Genomic DNA, 16,527 nt, shown 5'->3' on the forward strand with positions numbered 1-16,527 from the left:
CCTGGCGAACGGTCGACAGACCCTGGCGCAGCACCACGCGTACGTGCCCGTCGTCGATTTGACCTGGCTCGCTGATGGGGCGTACCGGGACAAAATCCCTCCGACCGTTCACGACCAGACTGTACGGACCTGGTCCGCGATCGATGCGGCCTGGTCGTGTCCGGCGCGGGCTGCCGCCGGGCGCCGCGTGGGGTCGAGCATGTTGGGGCCGATCGCGGCACGGGCCGTCGCGTCCGGTGTCACGACGATGTGCGGCACCCCGAGAGCTTCCGCCTGGGTCCGGGGCCGATCGGAGCGGCGCAGGGCCGAACTGGCGGGTGCGATCACCACGACCCGGCTGTGCCCCGTGGCCAGGTCCACGTTGGCGATCGAACGTACGCCGCCGTCCATGTACCGCCGCCCGTTGATCGTGACGGGAGGCCAGGTCAGCGGGACCGCGCAACTTGCCGCGACCGCGTCGATCAGGGGGACCCCGCTGTCCGCGTCGAAGACGACGTCCACGCCGGTTTCGGTGTCGACGGCGGTCACCAGAAGCCGGCGATCGGGCCATCGCCGGTCCGGCACGCGTCGTTCGATGACCGCGCGCCTCTCGGCTTCGGAGATGGTCCCGGCCCGTAGCGCCGCCCGCCCGAGCCAGGCGCGGCCGTGACGCCGGTCGCCCGGCCACGCGGAAGCCACCATGAAACGGACGAGATGCCCCGCACCGATCCGGGCAGGGATCTCGCCGGACCCGTTGTCGAGCTGCGCGGCGTAGATGTCGGCCAGGGGAGTTCTGCCGGTCAGTTGCGCGGCGACCGCCGCACCCGCGGAGGTCCCGATGACGGTGTCCGCGAGGGAAAGGTCAACACCGCACTGGTCGAGCCCATGTAGCAGGCCGATCTCCCATGCGACGCCGGTCACGCCACCGCCACCCAGAACCAGGGCCCGCCCATAGGTCGACATCCATGCATCCTCTCACCGTGGACGGGCGAGCGGGGACGTGCTTTCACCCTCTGTGGTCGACGATCGTGACCTCGACCGGGCCGACCCGCAGCACCCCGTCGTCCAACGGCCGGCACCGGACGCCACCCTTGCCGCGCAGCTCCCGCCAGGCGCCGGCGGCGATGGCGACGTCCATCCAGGCGCACGGGTGCGCCCGTCGGTTGACCCGCAGCCGGACCGGTCCGTCCCCCGAGTCAAGCACCAGCACGGTGCCGACCAGGTTGTCCACGTCGATGCCGGCGACGAGGACGTTGCGTCGGACCTGGCGCAGATCCACGCCGGGTGGCAGGGACTCCCGTGCGATCACGGTGACGCTCGCGTCACGGTGCGCCGGCTTGCCGAAGTATCGGTCGCCGACGACGCCGAGATCCGCCCGGATCCGGATCTCCTCGACCAGTTCGTGCGGCGGCGCCGGCGCCGGGCCGTCAGCCGGGCGGCCCTGGTAGCGGTGCACGGGCGAGGCCAGCAACTGGACGATCTCCGGCATGCAGCGAGTCTACGAAGCGCACTGCCGACGTGCCTCGGAGTTCGGCGAGCCGCTGCCGTCGCTGCGGCGGGAACTGGTCACGGCGGGCCGTCCGAGCCGAAAGGCGGTCGGCATCTCGCTCGCGTTTCTCGGGGGCGTCATCGTCGCGATCGCCGCCCTCGTCGATCAGCGGCCGGACACTCCCGGCGGGTCGCCGGGGCCGTCGCCGCAGCCGTCGCCGCAGGCGGCGAGCGCTTCGGCTCCCGGTCCGCCGAATCCTGCGGTATCCGGTCCGGCGACCTCGGTGGCGTCCGGTTCGCCGAGCACCGGCCCCACCGCCACGCCGACCGGGTCGACGTACGCGGATCCGGTGACCGAGGAACTCAGACTGCCCGCTCCCTCTGTCGGCACGTCGACCTGGCTGGACATCGACCCGCCGCGGGTGTTCCAGGTGCCGAGTTACGTGGACGATGTGGAGGCGGGAACCCAGGCCGACCTCGAGTACGACTCCAACGGCGAGTTCTCCACGTTGCACACCAGCGAATTCGCCCGGGTCGGGTACGTGTCGGCCGGGGACGTGACGGTTGACCAGTGCCTGGCGAAGTCGAGTTGCAGGCACTGGGACAGCACGAGGGGTGCCGGAGGTCGGGCGCAACATCTGCGTGGTCTCCGCCCAGGGGACCGTGGCGTGGATCCGGGTCACGGCATTCACCGAGCCGCGCAGGTACGGCAATCCGACCCTGCTGGTGCGGGCGACGATCTGGAAACCCACCGGCTCCTGAGGTCGACGGGGCACTTTCGGATTCACCACAATGGTGGGTGCCCTCGGCAATGAGTGTGGCAAAGCGTAACGACGCGACCACAATTGTCCACAGAATTGATTATCAAAGATGTGACATTGCCTGCCAGAATCGACTGATCGGCAAGGCGGGTACCGTCTAGGGAATGGGGGAGATATTACCGCGCCATATTACCGATCGGTACGTTCTGGTAGAGCGAATAGGTCAGGGCGGAATGGGGCGCGTCTGGCGGGCCCGGGACGAGATGCTCCAGCGAGACGTGGCCGTCAAGGAAATCGTCGCGCCACCCGGCCTGACCGACGAGTCGCGGCAGGAACTGCGCGAACGTTCACTGCGTGAGGCGCGGGCGATCGCCCGGCTCGACCACCCCAACGTGGTCCGGGTCTTCGACGTACTGACCAGCGACGGCGAGCCGTGGATCGTGATGGAGTACGTCCCCTCCCGCTCCCTGCACGAGATGATCACCACCGACGGCCCGCTCCTGCCCGTACGGGCCGCCGAGATCGGACTGGGCCTGCTCGGCGCACTGCGCGCGGCCCACCGGGCGGGCATCATGCACCGCGACGTGAAGCCGGCCAACGTACTGCTCGGCCTCGGCGGTCGGATCGTCCTCACCGACTTCGGGCTGGCCACCGCTGTCGAGGACACGAGCCTGACGCTCAGCGGCGTGGTCCTCGGCTCACCCGCGTACGTCTCGCCGGAGCGGGCGATGTCGGGCATCGTCGGGCCGGAGGGGGACCTCTGGTCACTCGGCACGACGCTCTACGCGGCGGTGGAGGGTCGCTCGCCGTACGCCCGGCCGTCCAGCCTGATGAGCCTCACCGCGCTCGTCACCGAGCCGCCGCCGGTGGCGGAACACGCCGGACCGCTGGCCCCGGTGCTGGAGGGACTGCTCCGCAAGGACCCGGCGTCCCGGATCGACATCGCGACCGCCGAGCGGATGCTCCGCCGGATCGTCGACGAACCCCTCGACCACCGGCCGGAGGTCGGTCGGGGCGAAACCGAGCACGACCGGACCCGCCCGCGACCGGCAGTCTCCTTCACCGAGCCGACCGATGCCATGACCATCGTGCCGACCGATGCCACGAACATCGTGCCGGTGACCACGGACTCTCTCGGCGCCGGGGCCTACCCGGAAAACGCGCCCAGCTCCCGGCCCCGTCGACCGCGACGTGGACTGCTGCTCGGCACCCTCGCCGCCCTGCTGCTGGTCGGAGCCGCTGTCGCCGTACCGATGGCCGGCCGTGGCCGCCCGAACAGTGGCGGCAGCGACTCGGCCCTGTCCAGCGGTGAACCGGCAGGTCCGCAGTCGCCCGTCATGACGCCGGCCGCGGACACCACGGCGTCGTCGCTGACCTGGACCGTCCACACCGACAGCACCGGGTTCAGCCTGCCCGTGCCGCAGGAATGGCAGATTCGCCGCGCCGGCTCCCGGGTCGAGTTCCGGGAGCCCGACGGTGAGCGCCTGCTGGCGGTGAGCCAGACCGAGTCCCCCAAGCCGGACCCCCTCGCCGAACTGACCGCCCGGGAGAAGACCAGACCCACGGGCGGGCAGTACCGGAACTACCGGCGGGTCGCGCTCGTCGGGGTCACCTACCACCTGGCCGCCGCCGACTGGGAGTGGAGCTACACCAGCGAGGTCGGCGAACCGGCCCACGTACGCCAGCGCACCTTCGTGACAGCGAAGCAGCGCGGCTACACCATCGCCTGGTCGACCCCCGAGTCCCTCTGGGCCAGCAACGAACGAGACTTCCAACGGATCACCGCTGGCTTCCGGCCGGCACCGGCCCCCGGCACCACACCGCAGACGCGACCCAGTAGGTCGGCGACACCGAGCGCCATCCCCGACCTGCCCGGTGACCAGATCACTGGCAGGGCGAGCGGCAGATGCCTGGACGTGGCCAACCCCGACTCACCCGACCCGGTCCGGCTGCGGATCTGGGACTGCGGCGCCAGCCGTACCCGGAACCAGTCCTGGACCTTCGCCCCGGATGGCAGCATCAGGCTGCTCGACAGGTGCATGGACGTGCTCGCCGCGTCGAGCGACGACGGGGCGGCGATCCAGCTCACCACCTGCAACACCACCCCCGCCCAGCGGTTCACCTTCAACGCCGACCAGCAACTGGTGAACGCGAGCAGCGGCAAGTGTCTGGACGTGGTGGCGACCGGCACGAGCAACGGCGCCCTGGTCGAGCAGTCGACCTGTGACACCAGCGTGCCCTCGCAACGGTGGTCGAGGAGCTGACGTTCGATCGCGGCGTCCCGCCCGTTCAGTCGTCGGCGAGGAGGCGATCCAGCGTACGGCGGCCGAGGGCGGACATGGTCGGGTTGCTCTCGACGTAGTACCAGACCAACCCCATGGCCTGGGCGAAGGCCCAGCCTCTGCCCCGTTCCCACTCCCGGTCGTCGCACTCCAGCCGCTCCCGGAACACCCGCCTCGGGCCGGCCTCCAGCAGGTGCCACGCGCCGACAAGGTCCAGCGCGGCGTCGGCCGGCCCGAGCCCACCCACATCGATCACCCCGGCGAGCCGCCCCTGGGTCACCAGCACGTTCCCCGGGATCAGGTCGCCGTGGGTCATCACGTCCTCTTGGGTGGGCCGGGGCGCCCTCCGTAACCCGCTCCACATCCGTCGCAGTCTCGGTACGTCCAACAGTCGTCCACTGTGCGAGAAGCAGGTCTCCATCCATTCGTCGTGCGAGGTCAACTCGCCTCCTCGACCTGACCCCGCGAAGGTCCGCCCCTGGGTGTCGATGGCGCGTACGCCTTCGACGAACTCGGCAAGATCGTGGGCGAACCCGACGGATCCACCCGGATCCGCGTCGGTGGCGACGGTGCCGGGCACCCAGGTCTGCACCGACCACGGGAGCGGATATCCGTTACCGGGCCGGCCCAGCGCGACCGGTTCCGGAGTGGGGAACCGCGTACGGCCGAACAGTTCGCGGGCAGCCTCCGCTTCGGATTCGAGCCAGCGGAGCTTCGCCCCGACCTCACCGGGCTCGATCGGGAACCGGGCCGCCAGCCGGTCACCGATCCGGAACAGCGCGTTGACCGTCCCGTGCGCGGCCACCGCCCGGATCGGCAGATCCGCCCAGGCGGGGAACTGCTCGACCACCAACGCGCGCGCGATGTCCACCGTCACTGTCAGCTGGTTGGCGTGCATCCTCACGGGGTGAGCATCACCGGCTTGCCCCGCCGCCGCACCACAATTTCGTACGAGATGACGGTGCGGTACAGCCCAGGCCGGGCGTGCTTCAGGGCGGTGGGAAACCGCAACTCAACACGGCGCTCGTGCTGAGCCTGGCATGCTACAGGTCGCGTGGGCCCACCGGTCGACATTCGCCATTGGTCGGTTGGTGAGTCAGCACACGTCTGCGCGGGGAGCCAGCCGTGCGGTCAGTAGGGTCTGTGATCCTGAACTCGGAAATCGGCGACCGGAGGACCTCGTGGCCATGGGATTCCGCACAGCCTCCGTAGCTTGACACGCACTGGGTCGACATCCCCACTGGCCAGCTGGACCTGGAGAGTCATGTGACGAATCAAGCCGTAGCGGTGCCGAACAAACTCGACGGCGCCGTCCTCAAGATTGCCGGTGTGGTCGTGCTCGGCGCGATCATGTCGATCCTCGACATCACCGTCGTCAGCGTCGCGCTGCCGACCTTCCAGACCGAGTTCGACGCCACGTACGCCGAGGTCGCCTGGACCATGACCGGCTACACCCTGGCCCTCGCCACGGTGATCCCGCTCAGCGGCTGGGCCGCTGACCGGTTCGGCACCAAGCGGCTGTACATGCTCGCTCTCCTGCTGTTCACGCTCGGCTCCGCGCTCTGCGCCACGGCCGACTCGATCGGGCAGCTCATCGGTTTCCGGGTGCTCCAGGGGCTCGGCGGCGGCATGCTCATGCCGCTCGGCATGACGATCATGACCCGGGCGGCCGGCCCGGAGCGCATCGGGCGGCTGATGGCGGTGCTCGGTATTCCGATGCTGCTCGGCCCGATCGGCGGACCGATCCTCGGTGGTTGGCTGATCGAGGCGCGGAGCTGGCACTGGATCTTCCTGATCAACGTACCGATCGGTGCGATCGCGCTCGTGTACGCCTACTTCGCGCTGCCGAAGGACAATGCCGAACCGTCCGAGTCGTTCGACTTCGTGGGCATGTTGATGCTCTCGCCGGGGTTGGCGCTCTTCCTCTACGGCATCTCGTCGCTGCCCGAGACCGGCACGATCGCCACGCCGAAGGTCTGGGTCACCATGCTGCTCGGTGCTGTCCTGGTCGCCGGTTTTGTTCTGTACTCCTTCAAGCCGCGGCACCCTCTGCTCGACCTGCGACTGTTCCGCAACCGCAACCTGACGGTGGCGTCGGTCTCGCTGTTCGTGTTCATCATCGCGTTCATGGGTGCCGGCCTGCTGTTCCCGAGCTACTTCCTCCAGGTCCGGGGCGAATCCACCCTGCACGCCGGTCTGCTGATGGCCCCGCAGGGCATCGGCGCGATGCTGACGATGCCGATCGCCGGCGCCCTGGCCGACAAGATTCCGGTCGGTCGCACCGTGCCGTTCGCGATGGCGCTCATCGCCGCCGGGTTCTTCGCGTTCACGCAGGTGGGTACGGACACCTCGTACCTGCTGCTGTGCGGTTCGCTGTTTGTGATGGGTCTCGGCATGGGCGGCACGATGATGCCGATCATGACGTCCGCCCTGCGTACGCTGACCAATCACGAGGTGGCGCGGGGCTCCACGTTGGTGAACATCCTCCAGCAGATCGGCAGCTCCATCGGTGGCGCGATCATGTCGGTGATCCTGACGAGCCAGCTGAACGGTTCGGCTCCGATCCCGGGCCTGAACGATCCCCGTACCGGCGAGCCGATCACCGAGGCCGGCGCGGCGATCGCCACCCAGCACGGCGCGCAACTGCCGGTGGAGCCGTCGATCCTGCAACGCGGCCTGGAGTTCGTGGCCGACTCGTTCGCCACGACGTTCTGGGTCGGATTCGCGCTGGTCCTGGCAACCTTCATCCCGGTCGCGTTCCTGCCCCGCAAGCGCCTGCGGACGCAGCCCCCGGTTGGACCGGACGCCGACGGTGGTGACCGCGTGGCGGCACCGGTGATGATCCACTGACGTCGGTCGGACTCGAACGGCATTCTGTCGGTGGTCACCGACAGAATGCCGTTCATGCCCACCCCCAAGGATCGCCACGAGACGTGGCGGACGGAACTGCTCACCCCGGTCGCGCAACAGTGCGCACGGGCCGGCCTGACCACCAGCGTCGAGGACATCCCCTCGAGGTGGCGTGACACCCCGGTCCGCACGCTGCGGTGCACGGACGGAGACGGTTCCTGGGCCGCCCTGATCACGGTGGTCCGTGGGCGCCGCCACCAGCCGGGCGCCTCGCTTGTCGGTAACGAGTTCAGCCGCGACCCGCACACCGGCTACGACCTGGATTCTCCGGGCGAGCTGGTGTTCGAGGTGCAGGTCACCGAGGACGTCGGATTCGACGAGGACGAACTGTTGGCCTTCCTGCTCCTGGGCGACGGACCAGCCGCCGGGGCAGAGGTGTTGCGGTGGGCGGGGAAGAAGGCGGCGTACACGACCAGCCCGCCGGTCGAACGGGTTGAGCTGCGGCAGCGCCGGGAGCGGCGCCAGTTCGACGACCGGCAGGCCGCCGCGGCGGCGGTCCGGGTCCGGATCGGCGTGGTTCCCGACGAGGCCGCCGCCGACCTCGACGCGATCGACCAGGCCGGGTTGTGCTGGCACTTCCCGCGCGGGCACACCGGTCGCTACCAGCGATCCGCGGTCGTCGCGCTGGCCGGTTACGGTGAGCGCCGGCCGCACCTGCGCAGCCGGTGGCTCACCGCCCGGGTCGACGGCGACGCGTTGATCATCGGAGTCGACGAGCTGATTCCGGCGAACCAGCGGCACCGCTGGGACGGTGCCCGCTGGCTGTGGGACCGCCGGTACGCGAACACCCCGGCGGCGCTCCGCTGGCAGGTCGACCGGGCGGAGCAGGCGCTCCCGGCGGTCCAGGCACTCCGCCGTGGCGCGTTGCCCGACGGGCTGGCCACCGCCGGAATACAGACCGATTCGCAGCTCGACGCGCTCCTGGCCGGGGTGCCGTGCCGCCTTTCCGACGCCGAACTCACCCCGACCTGGGTGGCGAACCTGCACCGAGGTCTTGCCGACCTCGCGCCCTGGCGGCTGGCCTCGGCGTACCACGGTTGGCGCGAGGGCCGACAGGCCCTGGGACTGCCGGCCCAGGACCCCGTCGTTCTGTTCGGGCTCGGAGGCGTCGGCGCCGTTCAGAAGCCGAAGGTCGCGCTCGACCAGACCGACGACGGCCCGCTCCTGCGCCTGATCTACACCGGCAGCAACGCGGTGCTTCCGTACCCGCAGTGGACCGTTCCGGCGGACCTCGGCGCCCTGCTGTACGGCTGGCAACCGAACATCGCCACACCGGTGGCGGTCAGCGGTCAGCGGGGCTTGTAGGCGACGACGAGTTCCCAACCCCCGGGCAGGACCTGGACATCGTCGAAGCCGACCTCGGTGAGTAGACCGGTGTAGAAGTCGACGTCGCGGAGTCGGCTGACGCAGGTGTCGACGCCGATGAGGAAGTAGGACCAGAAGAACTGCATCGCCAGCCGGTCCGGGGTGCGGAACTCCTCACAGATGAGCAGCATCCCGCCCGGCGACAGGGCCTGGTACGCCTTCTCCACCAACATGCGGGAGACGGGGGTCGGCCAGTCGTGCAGCACCCGTACGAATGCCAGCGCGTCGTAGCCGGACGGCAGCGGTTCGGCGAGGAAGTCGCCAGCGACGAATCCCAGTCGTTCCGGACTGCCGCACTGTCCCCGCGTCTCCTCGACCAGGGGAGCGACAGCCGGCAGGTTGTAGACGTCGGCCCTCAGATCCGGGGCGTCGTCGAGGACGTGCGCCGCGAGCGTGCCCGCACCGCCGCCGACGTCGAGCAGGCGGCGCCGACCCGGCCACAGACGGTCCGCGTGGCGGTGGAAGGTTTCGATGACCGGTCCGAGCCCGACGGACATGCTCCGCTCGAACGCCGTGGTCTGTTCGTCGGTCTTCGGCGGCCAGGCGAAGTCGTCGTCGGTCATGCTCACGTCGCCGCGCAGGCTCTCGGCCAACCGGCCGTGCAGCCGTTGCCACGGGTACCGGTCACGGTCGCGTTCGATCGAATCCGGCCCGACCGCGGCCGCCGCCGCGTCGCGGATCCCGGCAACGGCCCGGTAGCTGGCCTCGTTGATGTCGTCGCTCGGCTCGTGCCGCTCGACGCACCCGAGACTTTCCAGGCAGTCCAGGAACTTGTAGAGCCGCAGCGGCCGTAGCCCGAAGCGGTCGGCGAGCTCACGGAGACTGACCGGCCCGGGTTCCAACGCGTCGAGAAGTCCCATGGTGAGCGCGGTCTCCACCACGTCGACCGCCTTGGCCCCGTTGAACAGCAGGCTCATGAGCGCGCGCGGGGAAAGTGGTGTGGTGGTCATCGTCGGTCCTCTCGTGACACTCGCCCAAGCGCGTCCATGAACTCGTCGATCTCGTCGAGGGTGTTGTAGATGTGTGGGCCGACCCGCAGGTAGCCGCGCCAGCTGCAGATCATGTTCCGCTCGGCCAGCCGGAGCTTGACCTTCTCGCCCTCGGGCACGTCCAGGCACACCACGCCGCCACGCCGCCACGACTCCACCGGGCTGACCACGGGTATGCCGGCCGCTTCGGCCCGCTGGATGATCCGGTCGGTGCACGCCAGCGAGTGCGCCCGGATGGTCTCGATACCGACGCCACCCAGCAGGTCCAGGCCGACCTGGGAGATGAGCGCGGTGAGGGGGAACGGTGTCCCGCCGGCGAACCGTTGCACGTCGGGCGCCCAGCCCGTCGACGGTTGGAACGTGAACGCCCGGTCGCCCGCCTGCCAGCCGGTCGCCGCGGGTTCGAGGCCGGGTAGCAGGTCGGGGCGGACGTACAGGAACGCGTTCCCGACGCCGCACATCCACTTGTGGGCACCACCGAGGACGAAGTCGACACCGAGCGCGGTGACGTCGAGGGGCATGATCCCGACGGTCTGGAACGCGTCGACGACCACCAGGGCGCCGACATCGTGCGCGTGTTTCACCAGGCGGGCCAGGTCGATGGTGTCGCCGGAGGAGTAACTGGCGTGCGGCACGCACACCAGCAGCGTCCGTTCGTCGATCCGCCGTAGCAGTGCCTCCTCGTCGAAGCGCGGGCCGCCGGAGCTGACCACGTCGAGGCGGGCACCGTATCGGCGGAACGCGTTCCAGATGAACGGGATGGTCGGGAATTCCAGGTCCGTCGTCACCACCCGGTTGCGGGGCTCCTGATAGTCGAAACAGGAGGCGACCCGGACCAGCAGCGTACTCAGGTTGGCATCGGTGATCACGCTGCCCGGCGGGGCACCGATGAATGCCGACAGCCCGTCGACGTATTTCTGGAGGCCGTCGTGCCAACCGTCCCAGGCGTCGTCGCGCCACGTACGCAGCGTTTCCCAGTAGCGCGTCAGAACGTGCTCCGCACCCTGCGGAACGGCGCCGGTCGAGTTGTTGTTCAGATAGATGCCGCTTTGCAGCAGGGGAAACTGGTCGCGGATTGCCGTACCCGTTTCCGGGTGGGGTCGTGGGGGCTGGTTCACCTTGGCTCGCCTCGGGTTGTTGTCGTGGTGAAAACCGGAATGGTGCGGGCTGCCGCCAGATATGGCGTGCCCTCGGTGTAACCGGTACCCGAACGGGTGCCGAGCATCCGGACAGCGATCCGGTAATGGGTCTGGCGCCACTGCATCAGCGCGCTTGCGAACTCGCCCATCCGGGTGTCGAGCAGACGGCGATCCGCTTCCCCCAGGCAGCCGCTCTGGCAGGCCGCACGGTACGCCTGTTCGATCGACGACTGTCCCGCCAGCACCCGGTCGCGTACCTCGGGCACGGACTGGTAGGCGGCGGAGGCCAGACGCGCTTCCTCCGGTGACCGGCACAGCGATTCCACCAGCTTGTAGGACCGGGACTGGATGGCGCTGGCCCCCTCGGTGTAGACGCGGAACGCCCGGAACGACTCCTCCTGCAGGCTCGCCATCAGCGAGAAGAGTGGCGCGGCGGCGTTCAGTAGGTCCCGGGCGTACGCCAGGCAGTCGGCGGCCGGCTGCGGACGTCCGTCGCTCAGGGCGCCGACCGCCGTACGCAATTCGCCGGCGAGCAGGGCGAAGGTGGACTCGTACGCCTGGAGCACCCGGATGAAGAGGTATTCGTCGTGCACCAGGTAGACGGGGAGCATGCTGATGAGCAGGTCCCGTCGCTGTGCGGCGCTCTGCTCGACTACCACCGAGGCGTGCAGGGCAGCCGCTGTGGCCGCTGGTTCCGGGTGGTCCACCACGGCCGGCTGGCCCAGACGGGCCAGTGCCGGGGCCGCCGCCCGTACTCCGAGTCGGTAGCGCTTGACCACCCGGGCCGGCTCGGGGCGTTGTTGCGGGAGCAGGTCGGTGGTCCGGGCCTCGGCTGCCAACTCGAAGGCGAGGGCATCGGCGATCAGGTGCAGGAAGAGCTGGTCGTGTTGCCGTCGCAGCTCGATCCGCCGGTCGTCGGCGCACTCCGTACGGGGCATCCGGAGCAGGTTCAGTGCCAGGTAGCTCTGGTAGTCGTATCGTCCGTCCCACTTGTCCAGCGCGACGTCGAGGAAACTCCGCAGGAGCACCGCCGTCTCGTCGGGCGACGGGGCGAGCGCGGTGCGGATCCGGTCGAGGAGCACCAGGAGGTCGCGGGCGACGAAATGTTTGCCGGTCCGCTGGAACTGCGCCACGACCGCCGCGTACGGGAAGGCACCGGAGTTCGACCCGGTCGACAGCCAGTGCGTGAGCTCACGCAACGGAACCCTCGCCGGCCGGGTCGACCCGGGCGAGGTCGGCGCGCGCCTGCCACAGCTCGGGGTAGAAGCGGTGGTCGATCAGTTTGGCGAGCCAGTTCGCGGGGCTGCCGGTGGTGCCGACGACACCGTGGCTGCCGACCCTGATGGCGAGCTTGTAGTGCCGAACCCGCCAGAGCGAAACCCGATCGTCCCACTGCACCATTGCCTCGGCCAGCCGGTGGACCGGATCGGACGGTTCCCCGGAGTAGAGCTTCACCAGGTCGATGTCACGCGCGGTGAGGAGTCTGGCGAACGCCTGGCCGAGCTTGCGGCTCGCGGCCTGGGCCTGCCGCCAGCCCGGAGACTCCGCGCCCGATCCGTTGCCGAGTGCCGGTTGAAGCGCCTGGAAAACCGTCGGAGTCAGGTGTTCCAACATCTCCAGCTGATCGGTGACGAGCCGCACGGCGAGCGTCGCTCTGGCCAGCAGGAGATCGGCCTGCGCGGGCTCATCGGCGTCGATCCGGACGACCGCCTCGGTCAGTTCGGCGACGGCGAGTTTGAGCCATAGTTCGGCGGACTGGTGTGCCACCTGAAAAAGCAGCTCGTCGCGGTGAACCACCTCCTCGGGGCGCCGTTGCAGGTCGAGCAGTGCATCCGTGCGCATGTATCGCGCATAGTCGGTGGCACCCTCGCCGGAAAGCGTAGGTCCATCGTTCTTTTGCTTCACGAGCGCATCCTTTCCCCGGTTCGGGCGAGTCCGGCCCGGTCCGCATGAGATCATCGCGCGCGCTGTCGGCGAATGACAATAGGCAATATAAAAAAGTATCGGTGATCTGTGCCCAATAGTCGGCAGATCCGTGACAGTCAATAGTTATCAGATGAATAGAAGAGGTGAGGAAGATCTCTTTGTCGAATAATTGCAGGTCAGGCTTTGTTTCGAAGCGAATCGACATCCGGTGATTGCGGTGGCCTGCTTCGGGTTGATCTCCCTAAAAACCACCTGATCTACGCCATTCCCACTAAGCGTATGTCTGGTCCGAGATTCCGTGCGTTGTCCGACAGAACCGGCTTAATCGCACGGTGTGGCCGACCCGCCGACGCCTTCCGTCCGGCCGCCCCGGCGCTGCAAGTGGCGGTCGATCACCCCGCTCGCCCCGCTCTACGCGTCCTCGGTGGACGGCACCTGGAGCCTTTCCATGCGGGACACGGTCGGCGGCACGGGCGGAAGCCCCCGGGCGTTCTCGCAGCACTTCACCAGGTACGAGGCCTGACCGACAGGTCCCGCGCTGACCGCGCTGCCCGCGCCGCCCCGGGGTCACGTACCCCGGGGCGGCTTACGGCCCGCTTCAGCCCGCCTTACCGCCGAGAGGCCCGCCTTACCGCCGATAGGATGGCCGCCGTGCAGTTCGGCGTACTCGGGCCGCTCGCCGTCACCACCGACGAGGGCGAGCCGGTTGTCATTCCCGGCACCAAGGTCCGGGCGCTCCTGGCCGACCTGCTGGCCCACCGCAACCAGGTGGTCTCGGCCGACCGGCTGATCGACGACCTGTGGGGCGAGGACGCCCCCGCCAACCCGGGCGCTGCCCTCCAGGTACGTGTGTCCCAGTTGCGCAAGGCGCTGAACGACGTCGAGCCGGGCGCCCGCGACCTGGTCGAGTTCCGCCCGCCCGGGTACCTGCTACGCACCGACGCCGTGGACGCGGACCGGTTCACCGAACTGGCCGACTCGACCGACGTCGACCGGTTGACCACGGCCCTGACCCTGTGGCGTGGCGAGGCGTACGCCGACATGGCCGACGAGGAGTTCGTCCGTGCCGAGGCCAGTCGCCTGGCCGAGCAGCGGCTGGCGGTGCACGAGCGGCTTGCCGAGGCGCATCTGGCCCGGGGCGGGTACGACCGGGTCGCCGCCGATCTCGCCGAGTTGGTTGTCCGGCACCCGTTGCGGGAGGGCATGAGAGCCTTGCAGCTACGGGCGCTGTACGCCGCCGGCCGCCAGGCCGAGGCACTGGACAGCTACGCCGACCTGCGCGACCGCCTCGCCGACGAACTGGGCCTGGACCCGGGTCCGGAACTGGTCGCCCTGCACCGCCGGATCCTCGAACAGGACGCTGGCCTGAGTGCCCCGCCGAGGGCGGCGATCGTCCGCAACAGCGTGCCGGCCCAGCTCGACGAGTTGGTCGGACGGGCCGAGGCGCTGACCGAGTTGCGTGCGCTGATTCCGGCCCGGCGGCTGGTCACGCTGATCGGGCCGGGTGGCGTCGGCAAGACCCGGCTCGCCACCGAGGCCGCCCGCGAGCACGTCTTCCCGGACGGCACCCAGCTGGTCGAGCTGGCCCCGCTGCCGGCGGGTGAATCGCGCGTCGCCGAGCAGGTGCTGGCCACGCTCGGTATGCGCGAGGTCGCGGGCGCCAGCGTCTGCGCCGTCGACCGGCTGTGCGCTGCGGTCCGGCAGCGGCAGATGCTGCTCGTGCTCGACAACTGCGAGCACGTGATCGATTCGGCCGCCGCGCTGGTTGCCCGGCTGCTGCGGGACGCGCCCGGCGTCACCGTGCTGGCCACCAGCCGGGAACCGCTCGGCCTCACCGGCGAGCTGCTGTGGGAGGTACCGCCGCTGGCCGTGCCGGGGGAGGAGGGCGACCTTGATGCCGTACGCCGTTCGGCCGCCGCCCGGCTCTTTGCCGTTCGCGCCGCGGCGCAGCAGCGCGGTTTCCGGCTCGACGGGAGGACCGCGCCCGCCGTGGCGCAGCTCTGCCGGCGGCTGGACGGCCTGCCGCTGGCGCTCGAACTGGCCGCGACCCGGGTGCGCGCGCTCGGCTTGCAGGGTGTGGTGGACCGGCTCGACGACCGGTTCAAGCTGCTCACGACCGCGCAGCGGGACATGCCGCCGAGGCAGCGCACGCTGACCGCGGTGATCGGCTGGAGTTGGGATCTCCTACCGGAGGCCGACCGTCGGGTGCTGGCACGGCTCGCGGTGTTCCGCGACGGCTGTACGCCGGAGGCCGCCGAGCAGGTGTGCCAGTCCGATCTCGACGTGCTGGCCCGGCTGGTCGACCGCTCGCTGGTGGTGATGGACGACTCGGGCGCGGGCCCCCGCTACCGGCTGCTCGAGTCGGTCGCCGCGTTCTGCGCCGAGCGTCTGGAGGACCCCGACGACGTACGGGCGCGGCATGCGGCGTACTACACCGATCTGGCCGAACGCGCCGATCCCCAGCTCCGTGGCCCCGGCCAGCAGGAGTGGCTTGCCCGGCTCGATGAGGAGACGGCCAACCTGCGCGCGGCGCTGCTCAATGGCGGTGGGCTGCGCCTGGCCAACGCTCTGACCTGGTACTGGTTTCTGCGGGGCCGGCTCACCGAGGCGCGGCGGGCGCTGGCGCGCTCCGGCGGTCCGGCCGAGGAGAGCCGTGCGGTGGCATGGCGGGTCGGGTTCGCGCTGTTGCAGGGCGAGCCGGTCGCCCCGGACGACGTCCGGGCCGTCCTGGCCGGCGATGTCGACGGCCGGGCCACGTGGTTCACGGCGCACGCGGTGATCGGGAGTGGTGACATCGACCTGGCGTTGGAGCTGCTGCCGACGACCTTCGACGGCCGCTGGACCGAGGCCGCGGTGCTCAGTTCACGAGCCATGCTCGCGCACGCTGCCGGTGACCTGGCGACCGTGGAGAGTGCCGCGAACCGCAGCGCCGCGCTCTTCGCCGAGCTCGGTGACCGGTGGGGTGCGTTGCAGGCAAACGACTGGGTGGGCGGTCTGGCCGAGATGAGGGGCGACCACGAGCGCGCCGCGGCGCTGCACCGGGAGGGGCTGCGCTGGGCCGAGGAACTGTCGCTCTGGCCGGAGGTGGGCAGCAAGCTGTCCTGGCTGGCCTGGATCGCGGTCCAGACCCGGGACTATGTGCAAGCCCGGGAGCTGGCCGAACGCGCGTACAAACTGGCTGTGGAACAGGATTCGCCGAGCGCGATGATTTTCGCGGAGACGAGTCTGGGCATGGCCGCCCGCCGCGAGGGCAAGCTCGACGTGGCCACCGTTCATCTGACGCACCTCGCCGACCAGGGGCGAGGTGTCACCCCGCCCGCCTTCTACCTGCCGATGGTCCTGGTCGAGCTGGGTTACGCGGCCGAACAGGACGGCGACCCGGCCGCCGGGCTGGCCCTGCACGTCGAGGCATTCGATGCCGCGCAGGCGATGGGGTCGCCGCGGGACGCGACCTACGCCCTGGAGGGAATGGCCTCGGCGGTGCGCTCGCCCGAGCTGGCGGCCCGGCTGCTGGGGGCCTCGGTCGCTGCCCGGGTGGCGACCGAGGCCCCGGCCGCCCCGGCGGAGCGGGACGAGACCGACCGGGTGAGCGACCGTCTGGTCGCCCTCCTCGGGCGGGAGCGCTTCGACGTCCTGGTCGCCGAGGGCGGACGGCTGAGTCCGGGCGAGGCCCGGGCCCGGCTCTGAC

At 70.0% G+C, this 16,527-nt stretch carries 14 protein-coding genes; 6 read left to right on the plus strand and 8 right to left on the minus strand.

Going from position 1 to position 16,527, the window contains the following annotated elements:
• Nucleotides 1-108: 108 nt before the first annotated feature.
• From BDK92_RS31545 to BDK92_RS31555, 3 genes are all read right to left on the minus strand, one after another.
• Nucleotides 109-942: a patatin-like phospholipase family protein gene (locus BDK92_RS31545; protein ID WP_121160021.1), complete on the minus strand. Its 834-nt coding sequence runs from the start codon at nucleotides 940-942 to the stop codon at nucleotides 109-111.
• A gap of 43 nt (nucleotides 943-985) precedes the next feature.
• Nucleotides 986-1,468 (minus strand): molybdenum cofactor biosysynthesis protein, encoded by a 483-nt coding sequence (locus BDK92_RS31550; protein WP_121160022.1) that lies wholly within the window; start codon nucleotides 1,466-1,468, stop codon nucleotides 986-988.
• Nucleotides 1,469-1,633: 165 nt separating this feature from the next.
• Nucleotides 1,634-1,876 (minus strand): hypothetical protein, encoded by a 243-nt coding sequence (locus BDK92_RS31555; RefSeq protein ID WP_121160023.1) that lies wholly within the window; start codon nucleotides 1,874-1,876, stop codon nucleotides 1,634-1,636.
• Between the two features lie 206 nt (nucleotides 1,877-2,082).
• On the opposite strand from BDK92_RS31555, the gene BDK92_RS39345 reads away from it, so the two are divergent.
• The gene (locus tag BDK92_RS39345) at nucleotides 2,083-2,229 is read left to right on the plus strand and encodes a hypothetical protein (RefSeq protein WP_170208756.1); all 147 of its coding nucleotides are present in this window, start codon (nucleotides 2,083-2,085) and stop codon (nucleotides 2,227-2,229) included.
• A gap of 163 nt (nucleotides 2,230-2,392) precedes the next feature.
• Nucleotides 2,393-4,492: a serine/threonine protein kinase gene (locus tag BDK92_RS31560; RefSeq protein ID WP_170208757.1), complete on the plus strand. Its 2,100-nt coding sequence runs from the start codon at nucleotides 2,393-2,395 to the stop codon at nucleotides 4,490-4,492.
• Between the two features lie 25 nt (nucleotides 4,493-4,517).
• Here BDK92_RS31560 and BDK92_RS31565 read toward each other — a convergent pair whose 3' ends face one another.
• Nucleotides 4,518-5,408 carry an aminoglycoside phosphotransferase family protein gene (locus BDK92_RS31565; RefSeq protein WP_121160024.1) on the minus strand — a complete coding sequence of 297 codons (891 nt, stop codon included), beginning with the start codon at nucleotides 5,406-5,408 and terminating at the stop codon, nucleotides 4,518-4,520.
• A gap of 368 nt (nucleotides 5,409-5,776) precedes the next feature.
• On the opposite strand from BDK92_RS31565, the gene BDK92_RS31570 reads away from it, so the two are divergent.
• Nucleotides 5,777-7,360: a DHA2 family efflux MFS transporter permease subunit gene (locus tag BDK92_RS31570; protein ID WP_121160025.1), complete on the plus strand. Its 1,584-nt coding sequence runs from the start codon at nucleotides 5,777-5,779 to the stop codon at nucleotides 7,358-7,360.
• Between the two features lie 54 nt (nucleotides 7,361-7,414).
• Entirely contained in the window at nucleotides 7,415-8,725 is a 1,311-nt protein-coding gene (locus BDK92_RS31575; RefSeq protein ID WP_147457185.1) for a hypothetical protein, read from the plus strand.
• Here the strand turns inward: BDK92_RS31575 and BDK92_RS31580 are convergent.
• Genes BDK92_RS31580 through BDK92_RS31595 form a run of 4 tightly spaced genes read right to left on the minus strand, consistent with a single transcriptional unit; the run spans nucleotide 8,710 to nucleotide 12,872 of the window.
• On the minus strand, nucleotides 8,710-9,735 hold the full coding sequence (locus BDK92_RS31580) for a methyltransferase (protein WP_121160027.1): 1,026 nt from the start codon (nucleotides 9,733-9,735) through the stop codon (nucleotides 8,710-8,712). The genes BDK92_RS31575 and BDK92_RS31580 overlap by 16 nt on opposite strands.
• On the minus strand, nucleotides 9,732-10,892 hold the full coding sequence (locus BDK92_RS31585; RefSeq protein ID WP_246017352.1) for an aminotransferase class V-fold PLP-dependent enzyme: 1,161 nt from the start codon (nucleotides 10,890-10,892) through the stop codon (nucleotides 9,732-9,734). Before BDK92_RS31585 ends, BDK92_RS31580 begins: the two co-directional genes overlap by 4 nt.
• Nucleotides 10,889-12,112 (minus strand): tryptophan 2,3-dioxygenase, encoded by a 1,224-nt coding sequence (locus BDK92_RS31590; protein WP_121160028.1) that lies wholly within the window; start codon nucleotides 12,110-12,112, stop codon nucleotides 10,889-10,891. Before BDK92_RS31590 ends, BDK92_RS31585 begins: the two co-directional genes overlap by 4 nt.
• Nucleotides 12,105-12,872 (minus strand): tryptophan 2,3-dioxygenase family protein, encoded by a 768-nt coding sequence (locus tag BDK92_RS31595; protein ID WP_121160029.1) that lies wholly within the window; start codon nucleotides 12,870-12,872, stop codon nucleotides 12,105-12,107. The genes BDK92_RS31590 and BDK92_RS31595 overlap by 8 nt, the downstream gene beginning before the upstream one ends.
• Nucleotides 12,873-13,173: 301 nt before the next feature.
• Between BDK92_RS31595 and BDK92_RS31600 the strand changes: the two genes are divergently transcribed.
• Together BDK92_RS31600 and BDK92_RS31605 are read left to right on the plus strand one after the other, a co-directional pair.
• Nucleotides 13,174-13,362 carry a hypothetical protein gene (locus BDK92_RS31600; protein WP_121160030.1) on the plus strand — a complete coding sequence of 63 codons (189 nt, stop codon included), beginning with the start codon at nucleotides 13,174-13,176 and terminating at the stop codon, nucleotides 13,360-13,362.
• Between the two features lie 119 nt (nucleotides 13,363-13,481).
• Nucleotides 13,482-16,526: an AfsR/SARP family transcriptional regulator gene (locus BDK92_RS31605; protein WP_246017354.1), complete on the plus strand. Its 3,045-nt coding sequence runs from the start codon at nucleotides 13,482-13,484 to the stop codon at nucleotides 16,524-16,526.
• The last annotated feature ends 1 nt before the right edge of the window (nucleotide 16,527 follow it).

Origin of the sequence: Micromonospora pisi, assembly GCF_003633685.1 — a bacterium.
GTDB lineage: Bacteria > Actinomycetota > Actinomycetes > Mycobacteriales > Micromonosporaceae > Micromonospora_G > Micromonospora_G pisi.

Coding starts and splice junctions, on each gene's coding strand:
- BDK92_RS31560 (WP_170208757.1), top strand. CDS start 2,393: ATGGGGGAGATATTACCGCGCCATATTACCGATCGGTACGTTCTGGTA.
- BDK92_RS31550 (WP_121160022.1), bottom strand. CDS start 1,468: ATGCCGGAGATCGTCCAGTTGCTGGCCTCGCCCGTGCACCGCTACCAG.
- BDK92_RS31605 (WP_246017354.1), top strand. CDS start 13,482: ATGGCCGCCGTGCAGTTCGGCGTACTCGGGCCGCTCGCCGTCACCACC.
- BDK92_RS31580 (WP_121160027.1), bottom strand. CDS start 9,735: ATGACCACCACACCACTTTCCCCGCGCGCGCTCATGAGCCTGCTGTTC.
- BDK92_RS31595 (WP_121160029.1), bottom strand. CDS start 12,872: ATGATCTCATGCGGACCGGGCCGGACTCGCCCGAACCGGGGAAAGGAT.
- BDK92_RS31545 (WP_121160021.1), bottom strand. CDS start 942: ATGTCGACCTATGGGCGGGCCCTGGTTCTGGGTGGCGGTGGCGTGACC.
- BDK92_RS31575 (WP_147457185.1), top strand. CDS start 7,415: ATGCCCACCCCCAAGGATCGCCACGAGACGTGGCGGACGGAACTGCTC.
- BDK92_RS31555 (WP_121160023.1), bottom strand. CDS start 1,876: ATGTCCAGCCAGGTCGACGTGCCGACAGAGGGAGCGGGCAGTCTGAGT.
- BDK92_RS31565 (WP_121160024.1), bottom strand. CDS start 5,408: ATGCACGCCAACCAGCTGACAGTGACGGTGGACATCGCGCGCGCGTTG.